The organism is Microbacterium yannicii PS01 (assembly GCF_000304335.1).
GTDB classification, from domain to species: domain Bacteria; phylum Actinomycetota; class Actinomycetes; order Actinomycetales; family Microbacteriaceae; genus Microbacterium; species Microbacterium yannicii_A.
Window position 1 is genome coordinate 82,723 of the sequence record NZ_CAJF01000005.1, and the last position, 20,209, is coordinate 102,931.

The following is a 20,209-nucleotide window of genomic DNA, read 5'->3' on the forward strand; positions in this document are numbered from 1 at the left end:
TCCTGTCTTGCCTGGTTGCTGCGGGCGTGCTGCGGTGGGGCGACGCTCAGCGCCGCCCCACCGCCGTGATGTCAGCCGTCGATGTTGGCCTGGATGTCCTCGGACATCTTCGTCCACGTGGAAGCCGGGTCGGCTCCGCCGATGATGGCCGCTTCTGCGACTCCCCAGAACTCCCACACCGAGCCCATCTCCGGGATGCTCGGCATCGGGAAGCCGGTCGCTCCCACATCGCCGAAGCCCTTGATGATCGGGTCTTCCGCAGCCTTGTCGTAGGCAGCCGTCAGCGCCGGCGGGCGGTTACCCGCTTCGTACAGCGCGTACTGCACCTCTTCCGTGCCGATGTAATTGACGAGGAACTGGTTCGCCAGAAGCGCGTTCTCCGACTTCGCATTGACGTAGAAGCCCTGGACGCCCACGAACGGTGACGCCGTCTCGCCACCGGCGGTCGGTATCGGGTCGATCGCGATGTTGATGCCCTTGGCCTCAGCGTCCGTCGTGTTCCACGGGCCGGTCAGGATGAAGGGCGACTCGCCGGCGTTGAACGCCTCTTTCGCGAGGTCCTGCGTCAGGTTCAGGTTGATCGTGCCCGCCGCGCCCTGCTGGCCCAGCCAAGCGGCGAACGCCTGTCCCGCCTCGTCACCGACGGTGAGTTGCGAGCCGTCGTAGCTGCCGTCGGCGTTCTGAGCGAAGACCGAGTTGCCGAACGAGGTCTGGAAGGGATACAGGTGGTACGGGTCGGCGTTCGCCGGATCGAGGCCCACGACGAACGGGTACTGCGTGCCCGCAGCGGTGCCGGCAGCGATCATGTCGTCGAACGTCGCCGGCGCCTCGGGCACCAGGTCGGCGTTGCGCATCAGCGCGAGATTCTCGGTCGCGTACGGGAGCCCGTACACCTTGCCGTCGTAGGTGAAGGCCGAGATCGCGACCTCCTGGAAGTCGGCCGCGGTGTCTCCGAGCTCGATCGGCGCGACGAGCCCATCCTGAACGAACGAGCCGAGCCAGTCGTGCGCTCCGATGGTCACGTCGGGGCCCTTGCCGGTGGGAACCTGTGCGGTGAAGTCGTCGCGGATCTTCTCGTTCTGCTTCACGACGAGATCCACCGTGACGTCGTTGTCCTCCTCGAACTGCGAGATCGAGTCTTCGAGCGCGTCTGCGCGGTTCTGGTCGACCCAGACCGTGAGTGTGGCTCCCCCTTCGGACTCGTTCCCGCTGTCGCCGCCGTTGTCTCCGCCGCCGCTTGCGCAGCCGGAGAGCACGAGCGCGCCGCCCGCGATGAACGCGCTGATTGCGAGCACGCTCTTCTTGTTCACCTTCATCGGTGTGTGCCTCTCTCAAGTGCTGATGGGAATCCGACCGACCTTGGCCGGCGCAGGGCACCGTTGAAGGCCGTTCTTCGACTCGCAGAAACTGCAAGCGCTTACATTCTTACCTCGCGGTTGACCACAGGGCAACTTGACCCCGGATTCGATATGTGGCCGTGATCAAATGCGGCGCTCATGGAATCGCTTGCACGCCGCGCGCTCCCGGCGCGGCGGTCGCGGCATCCGTTCTCCTCACCGTCGCGGGCGCGCGCCGATAGACTGCCGCGCATGGCAGATTCCTCCTTCGACATCGTCAGCAAGGTCGACCACCAGGAGGCCGACAACGCTCTCAACCAGGCCCGCAAGGAGGTCGAGCAGCGCTACGACTTCAAGGGCACCGACTCTTCGATCGAGTGGAGCGGCGAGGCGATCCTGATCAAGGCCAACTCCGAGGAGCGCGCGAAGGCCGTGCTCGACGTCTTCCAGACCAAGCTCATCAAGCGCGGCATCTCACTCAAGAGCCTCGAGTCAGGCGACCCCGTGGCCAGCGGCAAGGAGTACCGCATCACCTCGACGCTCAAAGACGGCATCTCGTCGGAGAACGCGAAGAAGATCAGCAAGATCATCCGCGACGAGGGGCCCAAGTCGGTGAAGTCGCAGATCCAGGGCGACGAGCTGCGCGTGCAGTCGAAGTCGCGCGACGACCTGCAGGAGGTGCAGCGCCTGCTGAAGGCCGCCGACCTCGACGTCGACCTGCAGTTCATCAACTACCGCTGACGAAGCCCGGTGCTCTGGCGTCCTTCTCAAGCGAGTACTGAGCGGGCCTTCGCGTTCCTACTGGGTCAGCGGCGCCGTGAAATCGATGACCCAGTCTTCGATCGCCTCGAAGCTATCGATGCGCAGCCGGTGGAGGCGACGGCTGCCTCGATCGCGCAACCGACGAGTTGAGCGTTCGCGAGGAGAGCGAGATGGCGGGAGGCGGAGAATCGACTCAATTCGGTCCTGCAAGCGATGTCGGTGATTGTCAGGGCAACCAACCCGTTCATTCGAGATTCGAGAAGCACCTCCAGAATTCGCAGACGATCGGGATGCGCGGCGGCCTTCAGGAGCGACGCGACATCCCTCGACTCGACCCCTTGCGTGATCGCTGCGCCGCGCTCCATCGAGTCGGCGCTCACGCTCGAACGCGCGCCATGCCGCCGTCGACGGAGAGAAGCGTGCCGGTGGTGGCGCCCGCGCGCGGCGAGGCGAGACTCGCTACGGCGTAGGCGACTTCCGCCGCGCTGACGAGTCGCCCCATCGGCTGGCGGGCTCGGAGGGCTTCCGCTGCTGCAGCCGGATCCGCGGCATTCTGCAGCAGACGCTCGACCCACGGGGTGTCCGCCGTTCCCGGAGAGACGGCGTTCACGCGGATGCCTTCGCGTACGTGATCGGCCGCCATCGCGAGAGTCATGGCGGCGACGGCGCCCTTTGAGGCACCGTAAAGAACGCGGTCCACGACTCCGACATGCGCGACGACGGACGCGATGTTCACGACGGCAGGATGGGGCGAGCGCCGTAGCCAGGGCAGCGCGGCTCGAGTGACGCGTGCGATGCCGACGACGTTCACGTCCAGCACGCGATGCCACTCATCATCGCCGTTCGCTGTGACGTCCCCCGTGGCGCTGATCCCTGCGCAGTTGACGACGATGTCGATGCCGCCGATCTGTTCCGCCGCTTCGGCGACCCCGGCTCGCACCGATGGGTCGTCGGAGACGTCCACCCGCACTGACACGACCCCCCGCGAAGGCTCGGCCGGCTCTCGGTCGAGGACAGCGACTCGGCACCCGCGATCCGTGAGTTCGGTCACGATGGCGGCGCCGATGCCGCTGGCACCGCCGGTGACGACGGCTGCCAGTCCGCTGAACTCCGTCATGATGCCTCTTTCTCGTTGAGTGTGTCGGCCAGCACTTCGAGGAGGTGCTGGTATGGCTGACCCGTGGCCCGGGTCATGCCGAGCTCGCAGGTTCGGTTGAGTGATGCGTGCGTCACGGCGGGTGCGGCCGCGACTGCCATCGCTTCCGGGCCCGTCGCCGACGCAGTCAGCTCGGGATGTAGCATTCCGCGATCGCCCGCGAAGGCGCAGCATCCCCACTCCTCAGGGAGAAGCACCTCCTCAGCGGCAGCCGAAGCCACACGCGTAAGTGCGTCGTTGATGCCCATGCGGGTCGAGGAGCACGTCGGATGGAGCGTGAGTGAAGCGACCCGCCCTCGTGCCGGCAGCCGGTCGAGCACGACCTCGTCGACGAACTGAACGGCGTCGATGACGCGGATCCCGATGTCGCCTGCGGCTTCGAGGAGCACGTGCAACCCCTCGGTGCACGACGAGGCATCGCAGACGACCGGAAGCTCACCCTCGCGAGTCGCCCGACGAAGGGATGCCGCAACCCGCTCCTTCATGACGCCATAGCCGTCGGTGAGGCCCTTGGACTTCCACGGCGTCCCGCAGCACAGCGACGGCAGATCGTCAGGCGTGACCAGCGCCACGTCCGCTCGGCGGCACAGATCCAAGAAGGACTCCGCCACCCCGCGTCCGCCGGGCACGGCAGGACCGAACATCGTCGTCGTACAGCTGGAGAAGTACACCGCTACCGCGTCCGGCTCTGAGAACACCCGTCGAGGCTCCCCTCCTGCCGGAAGATCGCCGGTGTACCTCGGTATGACGTCGTCTCCGACCACGGCTCGGACGATGACGGTGGTGGCTTCGGGAAGAGCCGGGGGGACGGCATCCGCTACCGTCAGTGCCATGCCGCCGACGCGACTGACGGCCTTCCAGTTCTTCGCGGCGAGTTTCCATCCGGCTTGCGCGACGGCGTTCTGGTTCTCGGTTCTCAGCCGCCGGACGAGGTCGCCGGTGTTGATGAGGACCGGGCACGCCGTTTGGCACATACCGTCGACGGCGCACGTCTGCACGCCGTCGTAGTCGTATTCCGATCGCAGCTGCTGTGCCAGCGCGGTGTCTCCGGCGGCGTCTGCTCGCGCCATCTCGCGTCGCAGCACGATGCGTTCGCGCGGGGTGAGGGTGATGTCCTTGCTGGGGCACACCGGTTCGCAGTATCCGCACTCGACGCACCGGTCGACCTCTTCTTCGACGGTGTGAACGATCTTCAGGTCGCGGATGTGGGCGGTCGGGTCGTCGGTGAGCAGCACGCCCGGGTTGAGCAGTCTTTCGGGGTCTATGAGGGTCTTGATCTCGCGCATGACGTCGTAGAGTTCGTCGCCATACTGGCGCTGGACGAAGGGCGCCATGATGCGTCCGGTGCCGTGCTCGGCCTTCAGCGTGCCGCCCTGGGAGAGCACGAGGTCGACCATCTCGTCGGTGAACGCCTCATATCGGAGCAGCGATCGCGGGTCGTCGAAGCGTTCGTTGAGCAGGAAGTGGATGTTGCCGTCCTTGGCGTGCCCGAAGATGACGCTGTCCTCGTAGCCGTGCTGCTCGAACAGTTCGATGAGGCGCGTGCAGGTGGCCAGCAACCGGTCCACCGGGACGGCGATGTCCTCCAGCAGTGCCGTCGTTCCCGAGGGGCGCGCGCCGGCGACAGCGGTGAAGAGGCCCTTGCGGATGTGCCACAGCTGCGCACGAGTCACCGGGTCTGCGGTGAGAGCGGCGGGCCCCGTCAACGGCAGGGTGTTCAGGAGTGCGGAGGATCCGGCGACGAGGCGTTCCAACTCATCAACGCTTTCGCCCTGGTGCTCGACCAGAAGCGCCGCGTGGCCGTCCACATCGAGCGCGAGGAGCTCGGCGGTGGCATCCGGGTCTCGCTGGGCGACCCGCAGGCTGGTCGCATCGAGCAGCTCGATGGCGGCAAATCCGCAGTCGACGAGTGCGGGCAGTGCTGCGGTCGCGGCATCGAGCGTCGGAAAGATCAGCAGACCCGTCGCGACATGCGTCTTGAGCGCAACCGTGCGGAAGGTGGCTTCGGCGACGAACGCGAGTGTGCCCTCGCTTCCGACAAGCAGGCGCTCGAGTATATCTACGGGACGGTCGTAGTCGAGGAAGGAGTTGAGGCCGTAGCCCATCGTGTTCTTGATCGCGTAGACCCGCTGGATGGCGGCGACCGAGTCGCGGTTCCCGCGAACCCGGTCACGCAGGCGTCCGAGTCCCTCATAGATGAGAGGTTCGGCCGCTCGGAGGCGGTCGTCGGCATCGCCCCCGGAGGTGTCGATGACGGTGCCGGATGGCAGTACGAAGATCGAGGATGACAGGGTGCGGTAGGTGTTCGAGTGGGTGCCGCAGCACATGCCGCTGGAGTTGTTCGCGACAACACCGCCGATGGTGCAGGCGATCTCGCTGGCCGGGTCGGGGCCCAGCTTGCGGCCGTGCCGAACGAGTCGCGTGTTGACGGCTCGGACGGTTGCGCCGGGACCGGTGCGGACGAGGTCGCCGCCCTCCCGCACGTGCACCGAGCGGAAATTCTTGCGCGTGTCGATGAGAACTCCGCCGGTTCCCGCCTGACCCGAAAGGCTGGTTCCGCCGGAGCGGAAGGTCACCGGAACACCGGCGCTGCGAGCTGCGCGCATCGTCGCCGCGACATCGTCGGCGTCGCGGGCGGTGACGACCGCCTGCGGGGTCAGAAGGTAGTGCGAGCCGTCGTGAGCGGCGGCGAGCCGGTCCGTGGCGCGCACCCCCACGACGACGCCGGTCCCTTCGAGCTCGCGAAGCAGCAGAGGGTCGGGGGCGGCGAGTGTCGCGGTGTCAGTGGGACTCACGTGAGACCTTCGCTCCGGTGGATCCCACGAGGAAGTCGAGGTCTGCTCCGGTGTCGGCCTGCATGACGTGATCAACGTACAGGCGCTCCCAGCCGCGTCTCGGGTTCGCGAAGCCTTCCACGGTCGCATCGCTGATGCCGCGCGCGGCGAACTCGTCCGACGGGACCTCGACGTCCAGGCGACGGTTGCGAACGTCGAGGCTGATCATGTCGCCCGTCTGTACTCGCCCAAGAGGCCCGCCCGCGGCGGCCTCGGGCGTCACGTGCAGGATCACGGTGCCGTACGCCGTGCCCGACATCCGTCCGTCGCAGATCCGCACCATGTCCCGCACGCCCTTCTCGAGCAGCTTCTTCGGCAGCGGCATGTTCGACACCTCCGGCATTCCGGGATACCCCATCGGTCCGCAGCCGCGGAGGATCATCACGGAGTTCTCGTCGATGTCCAGGTCGGGGTCGTCAATGCGGGCATGGAAGTCCTCGATGGAGTCGAACACCACGGCGGGGCCGCGGTGTTTCAGCAGGTGGGGCGAAGCGGCGGCGGGCTTGATGATCGCGCCGCCGGGGGCGAGCGAGCCGCGCAGCACACTGATGCCCGCTGCGGGGATGAGCGGTGCGGAACGCGGCGTGATGACGTCGGCGTCCCAGATCTGCGCGTCGTCGAGGTAGTCGACGAGCGGGCGGCCGGTGATGGTGAGCGCGCTGGGATCGAGCAGATCTCTCACTTCGCGGAGGACCGCGAGGAAGCCGCCGGCCCGGTAGAGGTCGTCCATCAGGTAGCGGCCCGCCGGCTGCAGATTGACAAGCAGCGGCACCTCCGCCCCGATGCGGTCGAAGTCGTCGATGGTCAGTTCGATGCCGAGCCGGCCGGCGATGGCGAGCAGGTGCACGACCGCGTTGGTGGAGCCGCCGATCGCGGCCAGCGCGACGATGGCGTTGTGGAAGTTCGCCTTCGTGAGGAACGTGGACGGGCGCCGGTCGGCTGCGACGAGTTCCACCGCGAGGCGACCGGTCTGGTGCGACGCTTCCAGCAGCCTGCTGTCGGGTGCGGGTGTTCCCGCCAGGCCGGGGACGATCGTTCCCAGAGCCTCGGCGACGAGCGCCATCGTGGAGGCAGTCCCCATCGTGTTGCAATGCCCCTTGGACCGGATCATCGACGACTCGGACTTCTCGAACAGCGCTTCACTGAGCGTTCCCGCGCGTACTTCTTCGCTCAGCCGCCAGACGTCGGTTCCGCAGCCGAGCGCTTCGCCGCGGAAGTGACCGGTGAGCATCGGGCCGCCCGGGATCACGACGGCGGGAAGATCGACGGATGCCGCGGCCATCAGCAGCGCCGGAATCGTCTTGTCACATCCGCCGAGAAGGACAACGCCGTCGATGGGGTTGGCGCGAAGCATCTCCTCCGTGGCCATCGCCATCATGTTGCGCCACAGCATCGCGGTAGGCCGGACCTGGGTCTCACCGAGCGAGACGACCGGCAGGTTCAGTGGAATCCCGCCCGCCTCGTAGATGCCGTTCTTGACCGACTGCGCGACCTCGTCGAGGTGGGCATTGCAGGGGGTGAGGTCCGACGCGGTATTGGCGATGGCGATCTGCGGGCGACCGCGAAAAGCGCTGTCGGGGAGTCCACGCCGCATCCACGCACGGTGGATATAGGCGTTCCGGCCATCTCCCGAGTACCACTCCGAGCTCCTGAGGTCGGACGCCATCGTTTACCAACTTTCGGAAATTGCGTCTGATTGACGGAATATGACTATAGTAGCGGCGTCAGCACGCCGTCCGTCGAAGGGGATGAAGATGACCATCACGGATGCCGTCATCCTTGCCAACCCCATCACGTGCGAGTTGGGCGAGGGCCCGGTGTGGGACCCCATCCGGGAAGCGGTGCTGTGGGTCGACATCCGGCGCGGCCTCGTGTTCTCCGGACGTCTCGACGCACACGGACGGATCAGCGACGTCGAGCACGTGCCGTTCCCCGGGACGGTCGGCGCCGTCGCGGTCGCCGAGGACGGATCTTGGATCGTCGCCGCCGCGAAGACCTTGCTCGTCCACCCCGCCACGGGGTCGACCCGGGGGCTAGCCCGGGTCATTCCCGGGGGCGAGCCCCGACGGACCAATGACGGGAAGCCGGATCCGGCCGGACGCTTCCTCATCGGAACGCTCTCCCTCGGCGACGACTCGCAGAACGAAGTCTTGGTCCGCCTCGAGCGAGACGGTTCACTGACGACCATCGACGACGACCTCACCCTCTCCAACGGGCTGGCGTGGAGTCCGGACGGTTCCGTCCTGTACTCGGTGGACACGCTACGGCGCGTCGTCTTCGCCAGGTCCTACGACATGGTGACAGGAGCGACGGGCGAGCGGCGGGCGCTGATCGAGTTCGCCGAGGGCTTCCCAGACGGCATGTGCAGCGACGAGGACGGCCACCTTTGGATCGCGATGTGGGGGCTGGGCGAGGTGCGCCGCTACACGCCCGACGGCGAGCATCAGCGCACGATCCGAGTCCCCGCTCCGCACGTATCGAGCGTCGCCTTCGCGGGCCCGGACCCCGAGACCCTCGTCATCACCACCGCGACGCAAGACCTGACCGACGAGCAGCTTGCGGCGTACCCGCTGTCGGGAAAGCTGTTCAGCACGCAGCCCGGCGTTCGCGGACTGCCCGTGCCGCTGTGGAGCGGCGTGCCCGAGAAGCAGAAGGAGACCCCATGAAGCTCGCTCGCATCGGAGCCCTCGGCGAAGAGAAGCCCGCCGCGTTCCTCACCGACGACACTTACGTCGATCTCTCTGACGTCGTCCCGGACTTCGACGAGGCGTTCTTCGCCGGCGGCGGAATCGAACGGATTCGACCCCTCGTGTCCGAGCGGGCCGAGGTGGGTGCGACCCAGCTGCTCCTCGGTCAGCGAATCGGTGCGCCGATCGCCCGCCCGCACCAGATCATCTGCGTCGGCCTCAACTACAGCGACCACGCGGCCGAGACCGGGCAAGCGGTCCCCGACGAGCCGATCCTGTTCACCAAGTCGCCGAACACGCTCATCGGACCCAACGACGATGTCCGCATCCCGCGCGGGTCGACCAAGCCCGACTGGGAGGTCGAGCTCGGCATCGTCATCGGGCAGCGTGCGAGCTACCTGGAAACGCCCGAACACGCACGTGAGCACATCGCGGGGTGGGTCGTCGTCAACGACGTCAGCGAACGCGCGTTTCAGCTCGAGCGCGGCGGACAGTGGCTCAAGGGCAAGTCCGCCGAGACCTTCAACCCGGTCGGTCCCTGGCTGGTCACTCCGGACGAGGTGCCCGACGTCCTCGACCTCGGAATGCGACTGGACGTCAACGGCGTCCGCCGTCAGGACGGCTCCACGTCGACGATGATCTTCGACCCGTTCTTCATCGTGCACTACATCAGTCAGTTCCTGGTGCTCGAGCCCGGCGACCTCATCAACACCGGAACTCCCCCTGGCGTGGGCATGGGCTTCCGACCGCCGGTCTGGCTGCAGCCCGGCGATGTCATGGAGCTCGAGATCGACGCACTCGGGTCCCAGCGCCAGACGGTCCTCGCACCGCGATGAGGGCCTTCGTCATCACCGGCCCGGGTGAGGCCGCTGTTCAGGAGGTCGAACCACCCACCGCATCCGCCGGGGAGGTGATCGTCGATGTCGCTCGTGCCGGCATCTGCGGCACCGACATCGAGTTCTACACCGGCGAGATGCAGTACCTCCACGACGGCTTTGCCGAGTATCCGGTGCGGATCGGACACGAATGGATGGGGACGGTCTCGGCCGTCGGCGCCGGCGTCGATCCCGCCTGGATGGGCCGCCGCGTCACCGGCGACACGATGCTCGGGTGTCAGAAGTGCGAGCGATGCCGCGCGGGATTCCACCACGTGTGTCAGTTCCGCGATGAGCTCGGGGTCCGTAACGGTCGCCCCGGCGCCCTCGCCGAGCAGGTCGCCGTTCCCGCGTGGTCGCTGCATCCGCTTCCCGACACCGTCGACGACGCGGCCGGCGCAATGGTCGAGCCCGGCGGCAATGCCTGGCGATCGGTGGATGCCGCAGGCCTGAAGCCCGGCGACCGTGCCCTCATTCTGGGGCCCGGCACCATCGGACTGCTCTGCGCGCTCTTCGCCCGCGCTATCGGCGCCGAGGTTCATCTCCTCGGCCGAGCTGGCCGATCGCTGGAGTTCGCCAAGACGTTCGCGTTCGACGGCGTGTGGACCGAGGACGACCTCCCCGACCTCGCGTGGCACGCGGTCATCGACGCCTCCAACGCCCCGCACCTGCCGGCGAAGGCCCTCGAACTCGTCGAGCCGGGCCGTCGGATCGTGCACGTCGGGCTCGCCGGAAGCCCCAGCCTCATCGACACCCGGATGCTCGCGCTCGGCGACGTTACCGCGGTGGGCATCCTCGGCGCCTCTGCCGGGCTCGACCCGACGATCGCCGCGTACGCCGACGGCACCGTCGACCCCAACCCCCTCATCGCGGCCACAGTCGGGCTCGAGGACCTCGCCGGCGTCCTCGCCGGCTCGCGCCCTGTTGGTGCGGGGGCCGGACCCAAGATCCACGTCGAGATCACACGACACACATCGTCCGAACAGGAGCCATCATGAAACGCGCACTCGTCACCGGAGGCGCCCGCGGCCTCGGCGCCGCCACCGCCGCCCGACTCCGCGCCGACGGCATCAAGGTCATCAGGGTCGACCGCGCCGGCGACATCGACGAACTGGTCGACATCACCGACGAGGTCGCGGTCGCCGACCTCGCGTCCCGGGTGGGACCGGTCGACATCCTTATCAATTCGGCCGGCATCGTCGGGCCGAACATGCCGCTCGTCGAGACGACATCGGCGGACTGGCGCGCCACGTTCGACGTGAACGTGCTCGGAACGGTAGCGCTTATGCGCGCCTTCATCCCAGGAATGGTCGAGCGGGGGTGGGGCCGCATCGTCAACTTCGCCAGCATGGCCGGCAAGGACGGCAACCCCAATCTCGCGGTCTACTCCGCATCCAAGGCCGCGGTCATCGCGCTCACCAAGTCGGCCGGCAAGGAGCTGGCCACAACTGGCGTTCTGGTGAACGCGATCGCTCCGGCCGTGATCGCCACGCCCATGAACGACGCGACCGCGCCGGAGGTGCTGGCACACATCACCAGCCTCATCCCGATGAAGCGCGTGGGGGAAGCCGCCGAGGTCGCGGAGCTGGTGGCGTGGCTCGCGTCAGAGAAGGTGAGCTTCTCAACCGGGGCGGTCTACGACATCAGCGGCGGCCGGGCGACCTACTGAACCTGGGTTGCTCTCTCACCCCGAACGATTGCCTGGATCGTGGGGACCTGCTCGATGAGCTCCAGCAGCGGGATCCGGAAAGCGAGAGCACTGACGCTGACTGCCCCCGTCGAAGGCGTGCGGTCGTCCGATTGTGCGGGCACGGCGACGCAGTTCACGCCGACCTCGTTCTCCTGATCGTCGACCGCGTACCCGCGTTCCTTCGACAGCTGCACCTCGTCCCACAGCCTGGCCAGATCGGTGATGGTGTGCGGTGTGCGCTGCTCGAGCGGCTCTTCACCGAGCAGGTCGCGAAGTTCCCCGCGGTCGGCCACGCCATAGCCGAGCAGTAGCTTGCCCACGGCGGTCCGGTACGCCGGATTGCGTCCACCGATCACCGATGTCAACCGCACCGCTCCGCCCGGCGGGTCCGTCTTCGCGCGGTAGACGACCTCCGAACCGTCGAGCACCGCATAGTGCGCCGTCTCTCCGAATCGGGCGGACAGTTGCTCCAGGATCGGCATCATCCGAGCCGCTTCCGGCCGCTCGCCGAAGTTGTAGAAGGCGAGGCGGAAGAACTCGTCGCCGAGCATGTACATCCCGCGCCCGATCTGCGACGCCAGTCCAGCCTTCCGCAGGGAGACGAGAGCCCGGTGCACCGTTGACTTCGGGCTCCGCATCGCCGCGGCGAGCTCGTCCAGACTCACCCCACGCGGATGATCCGCCAGCTCGATCAGAACAGCGAGGACCCGGTCTGCTCCCACCACACGCGCGTCGTCGGTTCCGGCATCCGTTGCCACCACAGGGGGTCCTCCCGATCCGAATACCGGCATTCTAATCCGACAGACAGAAAAGAGCGTTCAGCCGGGAATACCGCGCCGCGGAAGCGGAGCCACCACGCGCTCAGACCCACCGGGACGCTCACTCGAAGCGGAAGAATTCCAGATCCGCGATCCCCGTGAAGCGGGTGTCGAAGGGAACGACACCCTGTCCGCGACCGGAGTACAACCGATGAAAGCGAACGCCGCTGCCGCCGCCGACCTCGTCGCCGTTGAGCACCCGGTGGACCCCGAGCTGTCTGGTTCGCTCGATGACGGATGCCAGCCCGACGTAGCCGGTCGTCTCGGCCGGCTGCAGCAAGAAGCCCCGACCTGCCACTCGCAGCGAACCCTCGAGATCGACAGCGATGCCGTAACCGATTTCGCCTTCGTCCAGCATGCCGTGAGGATCATCGAGCGAAGCCACGAGATCAACTCCTCCGATCGTCACGAGCGTGACGGGGTTGGCGCGATCAACGAAGAACCCGCGAATGCCTTCGGGGCGAGCGGTGGCGATCGTCTCCCGCATCGCCGACAGGAGCCCGTAGGCGTCCACGATCTCGTCGTAGTCCGGTGCCCCTGCGTGCAGGGAGTCCAGGCCGAAGGGTGCTACCAGCTCGGCACCGTGTTCACCAATCGCTCGGAACATGTGAGCGATGCCCAGCTGATCGCGCCTCATCTCAGGTACGACGAGACGGTCGGAGGCCGCGGCGTACGCGCGGCACGTCGCGTCGAAGTCGCCGAAGTAGATATCCGGTGAGAAGAAGTCGATGGATGGTGTGAGCGCCCGCCAAAGTGAAAGCAGGTGCGGGACCGGCCCGCCGCTCGGGTAGCCGCCGGGCTCCATGCCGCCGGCGACAAGCTGGTCGCCCGGTGTCATCGGATTCACCGCGTCGAGCCACGCGTTGACGTAGAGAGGAACGTTGAGTTCCGCGCGTCCGCCGGCTGCAACTCTCTCGATGTGCGTTGCGTACCCCCACGTCATCAGAGCCTCATCTGCCTCAGATCCGAAAACCTCGCTCCAGGAACCCTCGGTTCGCGAGCCTTCCGCCACCCACGCCGAGCGCAGGCGTCCGTCACCGTCGCGCGCAGCGGCGATGACGGCATCAGGCACGTCCCGGTTCCAGTGCGCCTCAGCTACATCGCTCTCGTCGCGACGAGCCCCCAACAGCCCCGGTTCATTTTCAACCTGCACGAATGGGATGACGTGCGCCCTTCCGGATTCACGCACATGTGCGAGGACCCGTGCGAAGGCGGTGGCATCGGCCACCGTGATCTCCTCACCGAATGGCGACACGTGGTGCATCGGCGTACCCGCCGATCGGGCACGCGGAAAACGCGCACCGTCTCGCTTGACCCAGCCGGGAACGTACGTCGACGCTCCGTTCTTCCAGGCGCCGAACCACAGCGGGATCCATCGGAGTCCCTCCGACTCAGCCGCCTCCAAAGCGGCGTCGACCAGCGAGAGGTCGAAGTCGCCTTCGCGCGGCTCGACCGTCTCCCACGAGATCGGCGCGAGCACCGAGTCCGCGCCGATATCGCGGACACGGCGGAAGGCCTCGCGGATAGAAGCGGGGCTGCTCGCGCTCGAGTTGTGGAGCTCTCCACCGAGGAGAAGCTGCCGCGATGCAGTCATTGAGAGGCTCCGTCGTTCAGGACTGCCGACTCCGACAGGAAGGTCCGTTCGGAGCTCTTCAGCAGACGGCGGGGTCCCGTGACGTGGATCACCGTCTCGAGTGGTCGCGACTCGGCGTCGAAGCTCACCCACGCGTCGACCGACGAGGGTTCGATCACGAATTCGCCTGAGATGTCGGTGTACCCGAGTTGCGCGGCATCCAGCGTGAAGATCACCCGCCGGGCCTCGCCTGCATCGAGCGACACCCGTGCGAATCCCGCGAGCTGCTGGGCGGGGCGCGTGGCGCCGGCGGTGTTCACGCGGACATAGAGCTGCACCACGGTATCTCCACTGCGCTCCCCCGCGTTTCGCACCGTCGTCGCGACCTGCACCGACCCCTTGGTGGTCATCTCGACGTCCGCAACCAGTTCCGACAGCACGAACTCGGTATAGCTCAGGCCGTGGCCGAACGTGTACAGCGGTGTCGCCGGCATGTCGAGGTAGTGCCGATCGACATCAGGCGGCAGCGGGTTGCGGTAACCGGTGCCGGCCCGCTGGTGGTGGTAGACCGGAATCTGACCCGTATGACGCGGGATGCTGTACGGCAGCTTTCCGCTCGGGTTCACGTCTCCGAACAGCACGTCGGCCACAGCGGCCGGCCCGAACGGGCCACCGTACGACGCCACGACGATCGCGGCGGCATCCTGGATCACCTGAGGCAGCGTGTACGCGCGACCTTGCACGAGGACGACGACGATGGGCTTCCCTGTCGCGGCGACGGCCTCCGCGAGGCGCACCTGCGCCGCGGGCAGCGCGATGTCAGCGGAGTCGCTCGCTTCTCCCTCGGTGCGCTCGCCGTTGAACCAGAGGCTTGCACCGCCGACCGCGAGCACGACGACATCGGATGCGGTCGCGGCAGCCACGGCATCCGCAATCGCGTCCTCGCCGAGGTCGGTCGTGAGAGTGCTGCCCGTCGCGAACTGCGTGGCGAGCGCGCGTCGTCTGACCTCGTCGATGAGGGAAGTCGCATCGAGCCGGTCACGAACGAAGTCTTCGATCGGCATCGACGGGAAGATGCTGTTGTTCCATGCGGCCATACCCGGGTCGATCCCGACCATGTTGCCCATCCCGCCACCCGACATGAAGGTGGTCATGTCGCGGAAGGCGGGGTAGCTGTAAGTAGGGAACTGCAGTTTCACCGCATCGGCGTGGGGGCCGACCACCGCCACGTTCGTGGCTTCGGCGGCAAGAGGGAGCACCCCGTCGTTCTTGACCAGAACGACCGACCGGCGGGCGAGCTCACGCGAGAGCTCGCGACCTTCGGCTGCCACCCCGGCGATCTCGATGCGCTCCGCGGGGTAAGGGTTCTCGAACAGCCCGAGGCGGAACTTGGCCGTGAGAATGCGTCGCACCGAGCGGTCCACGTGCGCCACGTCCACGCGACCGGCCTCTACCTCTCCGACAAGCGCGTCGCCGTAGCCATAGGGGATGGGGAACTCGGTGTCGAGTCCGGCGGCGATCGTCAGTCGGCCGGCGTCAGCAGGCGACGCTGCGGCGCGCTGGCGGGTGTGGATGTGCTCCAGCGTCATGTAGTCGCTCGAGACGAACCCGTCGAACCCGAGCGTGTCTCGCAACAACGTGGTCAGCACGTCCGGGTTCGCTGCGGCCGGGACCCCGTCCACATCTGAGTACGAGTTCATGACCGACCCGAGGCCGGCCAACTGGATGGCGGCCTCGAACGGGTACGCGAAGAGGTCACGCGTGCGCCGGGGCCCGCCCTCGTACGAGGAGAGGTTCATCCCGCCTGTCGGCAGGCCATAGCCGACGAAGTGCTTCGCGGTGGCGATGGCACCGGTGCGCAGATCCTCACCCTGAAGACCGCGGGTGTACGCGACGCTGAGCGCTGCGACGAGGTACGGATCCTCCCCGTAGGTCTCGTGCACCCGGCCCCAACGCGGATCCAACGCGATGTCCATGTTGGGCGAAAGCGCCTGCCGCACGCCGACCCGGAGCAGCTGCTGCCGGATGGTGTCCGCCATCTCCTGCACGAGCTCCGGACTCCATGTCGCCGCGAGTCCGATCGCCGTCGGGAAGACCATGTGCCCGCCGGCCAGCACTCCGTTCAACGCCTCGATGTGCACGAGCAGTGGGATGCCGAGACGGGTGCCCTTGATAGCGACATGCTGCAGATCGCCGACGATCCGCGCCATCGTCGCAGGGTCGTCCACGCCGAAGTTGCAGATGTGACCGGGCGCCTTCTCAAGCCACTGGTCGCGCACAGCCGGAGCGGAGCCGTCGGCGAGCACCAGATACCAGGGCGGCACGGAGACGAGCTGATGCGCCTTCTCCCGCAACGTCATCTGGGCGAGGAGGCGGTCGGCACGCTCCGGAGCGCTGAGCGCGGTGTCGAGATGGGCTGATTCAGGAGACACTGTGAACCTCCGTGTCGCTCGTGGGTGGGTGCGGGTCGATTTCTGCGTGCGCTGCGGTGGCTCGGGACGTGAGAAGAAGGAGGATCAGTCCCACGGTGGGCAAGAGCGCCGCTACCCACGGCAGTGCTTCGAGTCCCCACACGCCGACCACGAGGGCGCCGATGGCGGCCCCTCCACCGATCGCGACGTTGAACGCTGTGGTCTGCAGCGCAGCGGCCGTCGCACGCTGGTGCGGTGGTGCGATGCGCATCATTCGAGCCTGCAGGAGGATGGGAACGACAGCGAACGCCATCGCCTGCAGGAGTGAGTTGACGACCAGCGGACCGATCCCCCACTCGACCGCGAGCGGGAACAGTGCGCTGAGAACCGCCACGAGCCCAACCGCCACCGGCACGGCGCCGTTCGGGAATCGGTCGGCGATCCGCCCGACGGCAGAGACCGCGGCGAGCGACGCGAGACCTCCGGCGAAGAGGAATGCGGGAATGGCGGCCGACGGGATCAAGGCGATTTCACCGAGCCATACGACCGAATAGGTGCCGTACGTGGTCTGCCCGATCACGACGAGCAGAATGATCGCACACACGAGGAGGATTCGCCCGAGTGCCGAGCGCGTCGAGGCGTCGCGGGTCGAGGCGTCGCGCGCCGACGCCCTGCGCACTGCGGGCGCACGCGGTGACACAGCGGGAAGCAACAGCGCGACCATGAGCACGACGAGCACTGCAACAGCCGCAAGGGCTCCAAAGGCGACTCGCCACCCGAACGCCTGACCCAGCGCATTGCCGAGCGGGACTCCCAGCACGCCGGCGACCGAACCCCCGGCAGCCGTGATCGCGGTCGCGCGTCCCAGCTGGGACGAGGGCACGAGATCGGCCGCATATGCCGCAGCCACCGACCAGAACAGCCCGTGCGCCACTCCGCCTGCCGCACGAGCGATGAGGAGCATCTCGAACGTGGGAGCCAGGGCGGTGAGGCCCGTCGCCGCCGCGATCCCGACAAGGGCGATGACCGCGAGCGGCTTGCGCGGCATCCGTCGAGTGAGGATGGCGAGCGGCGTCGTGGTGAGGATCACGGCACCGGCGAATACGGTGATGAGCTGCCCGACGTCGGTGACCGGGCGGTCGAACGTCGCGGCGATGTTCGGCACGAGGCCGCCGGGAAGAAACTCCGTCGACATAGAGACGAAAATCGCGGCGGCGAGAATCAGGAGCCCGAGCCGCGGGAACGGCGGGTCAGGAACTCTATGCGTCGGACGGGGTTCGGGGTGGCGCCGAAATCGGCGGCTTGACGCGCGTTTCGTGGCACGGCTGTCGTGCGACATGGCTGATGCCTTCTCAGACCCTTGCGCGCTGCCGGATGTCCCAGGCGCACCAACGCCGCGAACGGTGGGGATTCCGAGACTACGAGCTGACGAGTCTTCGAGCCTTACTGGCGGCGACTATTGCGCAACCCCGCGGGGCGGATGTTGCTGGTCGAGCGGGTAGGCAGTAGGCAGGACGTGGAGATCGATCGAGGCGCACGGCCGCGTCCCCTTCGAGCTCGACGATTTCAGCGTGCGGCGCCGGTCGCTCCCGCACGTGATGCGCGAACGGAGCAGCATGAATAAGTACCTGTTCAACGACGACTGGTCGGTGCGCCGCAAGGTGAGCGGCTTCGTAGACCTCATGGGCGGTGCCGTGTCCGAGTCGGTCACGCTCCCGCACGACGCCATGATCGGATTCACCCGATCTTCCGATGTTTCCGGCGGCCCGTCGTCCGCGTTCATCCCCGGCGGCGAGGTCGAGTACACGAAGACGTTCGACGTTCCGACGGAGTGGCGCGAGCGACGGGTGAGCATCGAATTCGAGGGCGTGTACCGCGACGCCATGGTGTACGTGAACGATGAGTTCGCGGGCCAGTGGAAGTACGGGTACAGCGTCTTCCGCATCTCCCTGGACGCTCATCTCCGGTACGGCCACGAGAACGTGGTCCGTGTGGAGGCCCGGGCGCACCAGGATTCCCGCTGGTACACCGGTCTGGGCATCTACCGAGACGTCCATCTCGTCGTCACGCCGCTGGCGCATATCGTCGACGACGAACTCCGCATCACCACGCCGGACGTCGACGGCGAGCGCGCCGTGGTCGCGTCGGCCGTCGTCGTCCGCAACGAGAGCCCTGTCACGCGCCGCTTGTCGCTCGAAGTCGAGGTGCGCGACGCCGCCGGCGCGATCGTGGCGCATGATCGCGGACCCGTCACGATCCGACCGAACGCGACGACGACGCTACGCAATCGGCTCTATGTCGACGCTCCCCGGCGGTGGGGCGTCGACCACCCGCACCTCTACAACTTCCGTGCACGGCTGGTTGATGAGGAGGGAGGTGCCACGCACGAGGTGGACACGTCGTTCGGCATCCGCACGATCCGCATCGACCCGCGCCATGGCCTGCGGATCAACGACGTGCCGATCAAGCTCCGTGGCGCGTGCATCCATCACGACAACGGTCCGCTGGGTGCCGCCACCATCCGCCGGGCCGAGGAGCGCCGGATCGAGCTGCTGAAGGCCGCGGGGTTCAACGCCATCCGCAGCTCGCACTGCCCGGCCAGTCCCGCGATGCTCGACGCCTGCGACAGGCTCGGCGTCCTCGTGTTCGACGAGACGTTCGACGCGTGGACGGAGATGAACAAGCCCTACGACTACACCCTCGACTTCCCGGAGTGGTGGGAACGCGACGTCGACGCCATGGTCAAGAAGGACTTCAACCACCCCAGCGTGATCCTGTACTGCATCGGCAACGAGATTCACGAGTACGGGTCGGGGTTCGGGGGCTCGCTGGCGCGAGACATCGCCGAGCGGATCCGCCTCAAGGACGAGACCCGTTTCATCACGACGGCGGTGAGCAGCTTCTGGGCGGTCGCCGGCGAGGTCATCGGCGACTTGAAGAACCGCCTCGCGGACGCGACCGCCCGAGGCGTCAACGACGTCATGAACGAGATGACGGAGTTCTTCGACGAGGTCACCGTGTCCGATGTCGTCACCGTCCGCACTGCGGAGGCACACGGCGCGGCGGACATCGCCGGCCTGAACTATGCGGAGGCCCGCTACGCGCCGGACGCCGTCGTCTTTCCGAACCGAGTGGTACTCGGCACCGAGACCAACCCGCGCGTCACTGCGCAGTCGTGGGCGGCGACCCTCGCACACGATCACGTCATCGGCGGATTCACCTGGACGGGGTGGGACTATCTCGGCGAGGTGGGGCTCGGGCGCACCGACTACACCGACGACCCCGAGGTTCGGGGCGGCGGCGACCCGGAGTTCCCCTGGCTCACCGCCTGGGCTGGGGATCTCGACATCACGGGTTTCCGGCGACCTCAGTCCTACTACCGCGAGATCGTCTACGGACTGCGTCGCGAGCCGTACATCGCGGTACTCAGGCCGCAGCACTACGGCCGCCGACGGCTCGAGATGCAGTGGGCGTGGAGCGATGCCGTCGCGAGCTGGACCTGGGAGCTCCCGGACGGAGCGCGTGCTGAAGTCGAGGTCTACAGCGACGCCGATGAGGTCGAGCTCGTATTGAATGACCGCTCCTTCGGACGATCGGCTGCGGGGCCGGCGGTCGACTTCCGCGCCCGCTTCGACATCGAGTACGAGCCGGGCGAACTGGTTGCGATCGCCTACCGCGACGGAATCTCGAGCGAGCGCGTGTCGCTGGTGACGGCATCCGACCGACGGCTCGTCGCGTCCGCAGACCGTTCCCGCATCCAAGCCGACTCCGGCGACCTCGCGTACATCAGCATCGAGTTCCGCGACGGGTGCGACGTTCTGAACAGCTCCGAAGACGCCGTCGTCCACGTGTCGGTGGACGGCCCGGGCGAGCTCGTCGCCCTCGGCTCGGCGCGGCCCGCCACGGAGGAGCGGTTCGATTCGACCAGCTGCACGACCTTCGATGGGCGCGCGCTGGCCATCGTCCGGCCGACCGGGGAGGGACAGATCACGGTCACGGTGCGCTCCCCGGGCCTGGCCGATGCGCACGCCGCGGTCACCGCGGGAGGGGAGTAGCGGTGGCGGAT

The 20,209-nt window shown here is 67.3% G+C and carries 15 protein-coding genes; 6 read left to right on the top strand and 9 right to left on the bottom strand.

The genetic code is table 11. The features are described 5' to 3' along the window. Positions 1-71: 71 nt before the first annotated feature. On the bottom strand, positions 72-1,316 hold the full coding sequence (locus tag WYM_RS04275; protein WP_019179594.1) for a sugar ABC transporter substrate-binding protein: 1,245 nt from the start codon (positions 1,314-1,316) through the stop codon (positions 72-74). A 273-nt stretch (positions 1,317-1,589) separates the two neighbouring features. On the opposite strand from WYM_RS04275, the gene WYM_RS04280 reads away from it, so the two are divergent. After that, the gene (locus tag WYM_RS04280) at positions 1,590-2,078 is read left to right on the top strand and encodes a YajQ family cyclic di-GMP-binding protein (RefSeq protein ID WP_019179595.1); all 489 of its coding nucleotides are present in this window, start codon (positions 1,590-1,592) and stop codon (positions 2,076-2,078) included. 65 nt (positions 2,079-2,143) lie between these two features. On the opposite strand, the gene WYM_RS21655 is transcribed toward WYM_RS04280, so the two are convergent. Genes WYM_RS21655 through WYM_RS22150 form a run of 4 tightly spaced genes read right to left on the bottom strand, consistent with a single transcriptional unit; the run spans position 2,144 to position 7,755 of the window. Then, positions 2,144-2,479, bottom strand: coding sequence for an ArsR family transcriptional regulator (locus WYM_RS21655; RefSeq protein WP_157524863.1), 336 nt, complete (start codon positions 2,477-2,479; stop codon positions 2,144-2,146). Next, positions 2,476-3,216, bottom strand: a complete 741-nt coding sequence (locus tag WYM_RS04290; protein WP_019179597.1) for an SDR family NAD(P)-dependent oxidoreductase — start codon at positions 3,214-3,216, stop codon at positions 2,476-2,478. Before WYM_RS04290 ends, WYM_RS21655 begins: the two co-directional genes overlap by 4 nt. Beyond that, a complete protein-coding gene (locus WYM_RS04295) occupies positions 3,213-6,050 on the bottom strand; it encodes an FAD-binding and (Fe-S)-binding domain-containing protein (protein ID WP_019179598.1) in 2,838 nt (945 codons plus the stop codon). Before WYM_RS04295 ends, WYM_RS04290 begins: the two co-directional genes overlap by 4 nt. Beyond that, the gene (locus WYM_RS22150) at positions 6,037-7,755 is read right to left on the bottom strand and encodes an IlvD/Edd family dehydratase (RefSeq protein ID WP_019179599.1); all 1,719 of its coding nucleotides are present in this window, start codon (positions 7,753-7,755) and stop codon (positions 6,037-6,039) included. Before WYM_RS22150 ends, WYM_RS04295 begins: the two co-directional genes overlap by 14 nt. An 88-nt stretch (positions 7,756-7,843) precedes the next feature. Between WYM_RS22150 and WYM_RS04305 the strand changes: the two genes are divergently transcribed. The 4 genes from WYM_RS04305 to WYM_RS04320 are packed head-to-tail and all read left to right on the top strand — an operon-like array spanning position 7,844 to position 11,320. After that, complete coding sequence (locus WYM_RS04305; RefSeq protein ID WP_040569052.1) at positions 7,844-8,755, top strand: SMP-30/gluconolactonase/LRE family protein; 912 nt, start codon at positions 7,844-7,846, stop codon at positions 8,753-8,755. Then, entirely contained in the window at positions 8,752-9,612 is an 861-nt protein-coding gene (locus tag WYM_RS04310; protein WP_019179601.1) for a fumarylacetoacetate hydrolase family protein, read from the top strand. Before WYM_RS04305 ends, WYM_RS04310 begins: the two co-directional genes overlap by 4 nt. Beyond that, the gene (locus tag WYM_RS04315; RefSeq protein ID WP_019179602.1) at positions 9,609-10,649 is read left to right on the top strand and encodes a zinc-dependent alcohol dehydrogenase; all 1,041 of its coding nucleotides are present in this window, start codon (positions 9,609-9,611) and stop codon (positions 10,647-10,649) included. Before WYM_RS04310 ends, WYM_RS04315 begins: the two co-directional genes overlap by 4 nt. Continuing rightward, on the top strand, positions 10,646-11,320 hold the full coding sequence (locus WYM_RS04320; protein WP_019179603.1) for an SDR family NAD(P)-dependent oxidoreductase: 675 nt from the start codon (positions 10,646-10,648) through the stop codon (positions 11,318-11,320). Before WYM_RS04315 ends, WYM_RS04320 begins: the two co-directional genes overlap by 4 nt. Here the strand turns inward: WYM_RS04320 and WYM_RS04325 are convergent. The 4 genes from WYM_RS04325 to WYM_RS19190 form a co-directional block, all read right to left on the bottom strand. Continuing rightward, positions 11,314-12,102 (bottom strand): IclR family transcriptional regulator, encoded by a 789-nt coding sequence (locus WYM_RS04325; protein WP_019179604.1) that lies wholly within the window; start codon positions 12,100-12,102, stop codon positions 11,314-11,316. The genes WYM_RS04320 and WYM_RS04325 overlap by 7 nt on opposite strands. A gap of 118 nt (positions 12,103-12,220) precedes the next feature. Then, positions 12,221-13,753: a DUF5597 domain-containing protein gene (locus tag WYM_RS19185; RefSeq protein WP_019179605.1), complete on the bottom strand. Its 1,533-nt coding sequence runs from the start codon at positions 13,751-13,753 to the stop codon at positions 12,221-12,223. Then, positions 13,750-16,164, bottom strand: coding sequence for a glycoside hydrolase family 3 N-terminal domain-containing protein (locus WYM_RS04340; protein WP_019179606.1), 2,415 nt, complete (start codon positions 16,162-16,164; stop codon positions 13,750-13,752). The genes WYM_RS19185 and WYM_RS04340 overlap by 4 nt, the downstream gene beginning before the upstream one ends. Next, a complete protein-coding gene (locus WYM_RS19190; protein WP_083866139.1) occupies positions 16,154-17,482 on the bottom strand; it encodes an MFS transporter in 1,329 nt (442 codons plus the stop codon). The genes WYM_RS04340 and WYM_RS19190 overlap by 11 nt, the downstream gene beginning before the upstream one ends. 277 nt (positions 17,483-17,759) lie before the next feature. Here WYM_RS19190 and WYM_RS04350 point away from each other — a divergent pair, with 277 nt between their 5' ends. After that, the gene (locus tag WYM_RS04350) at positions 17,760-20,198 is read left to right on the top strand and encodes a glycoside hydrolase family 2 TIM barrel-domain containing protein (protein ID WP_051008064.1); all 2,439 of its coding nucleotides are present in this window, start codon (positions 17,760-17,762) and stop codon (positions 20,196-20,198) included. Positions 20,199-20,209 lie beyond the last annotated feature (11 nt).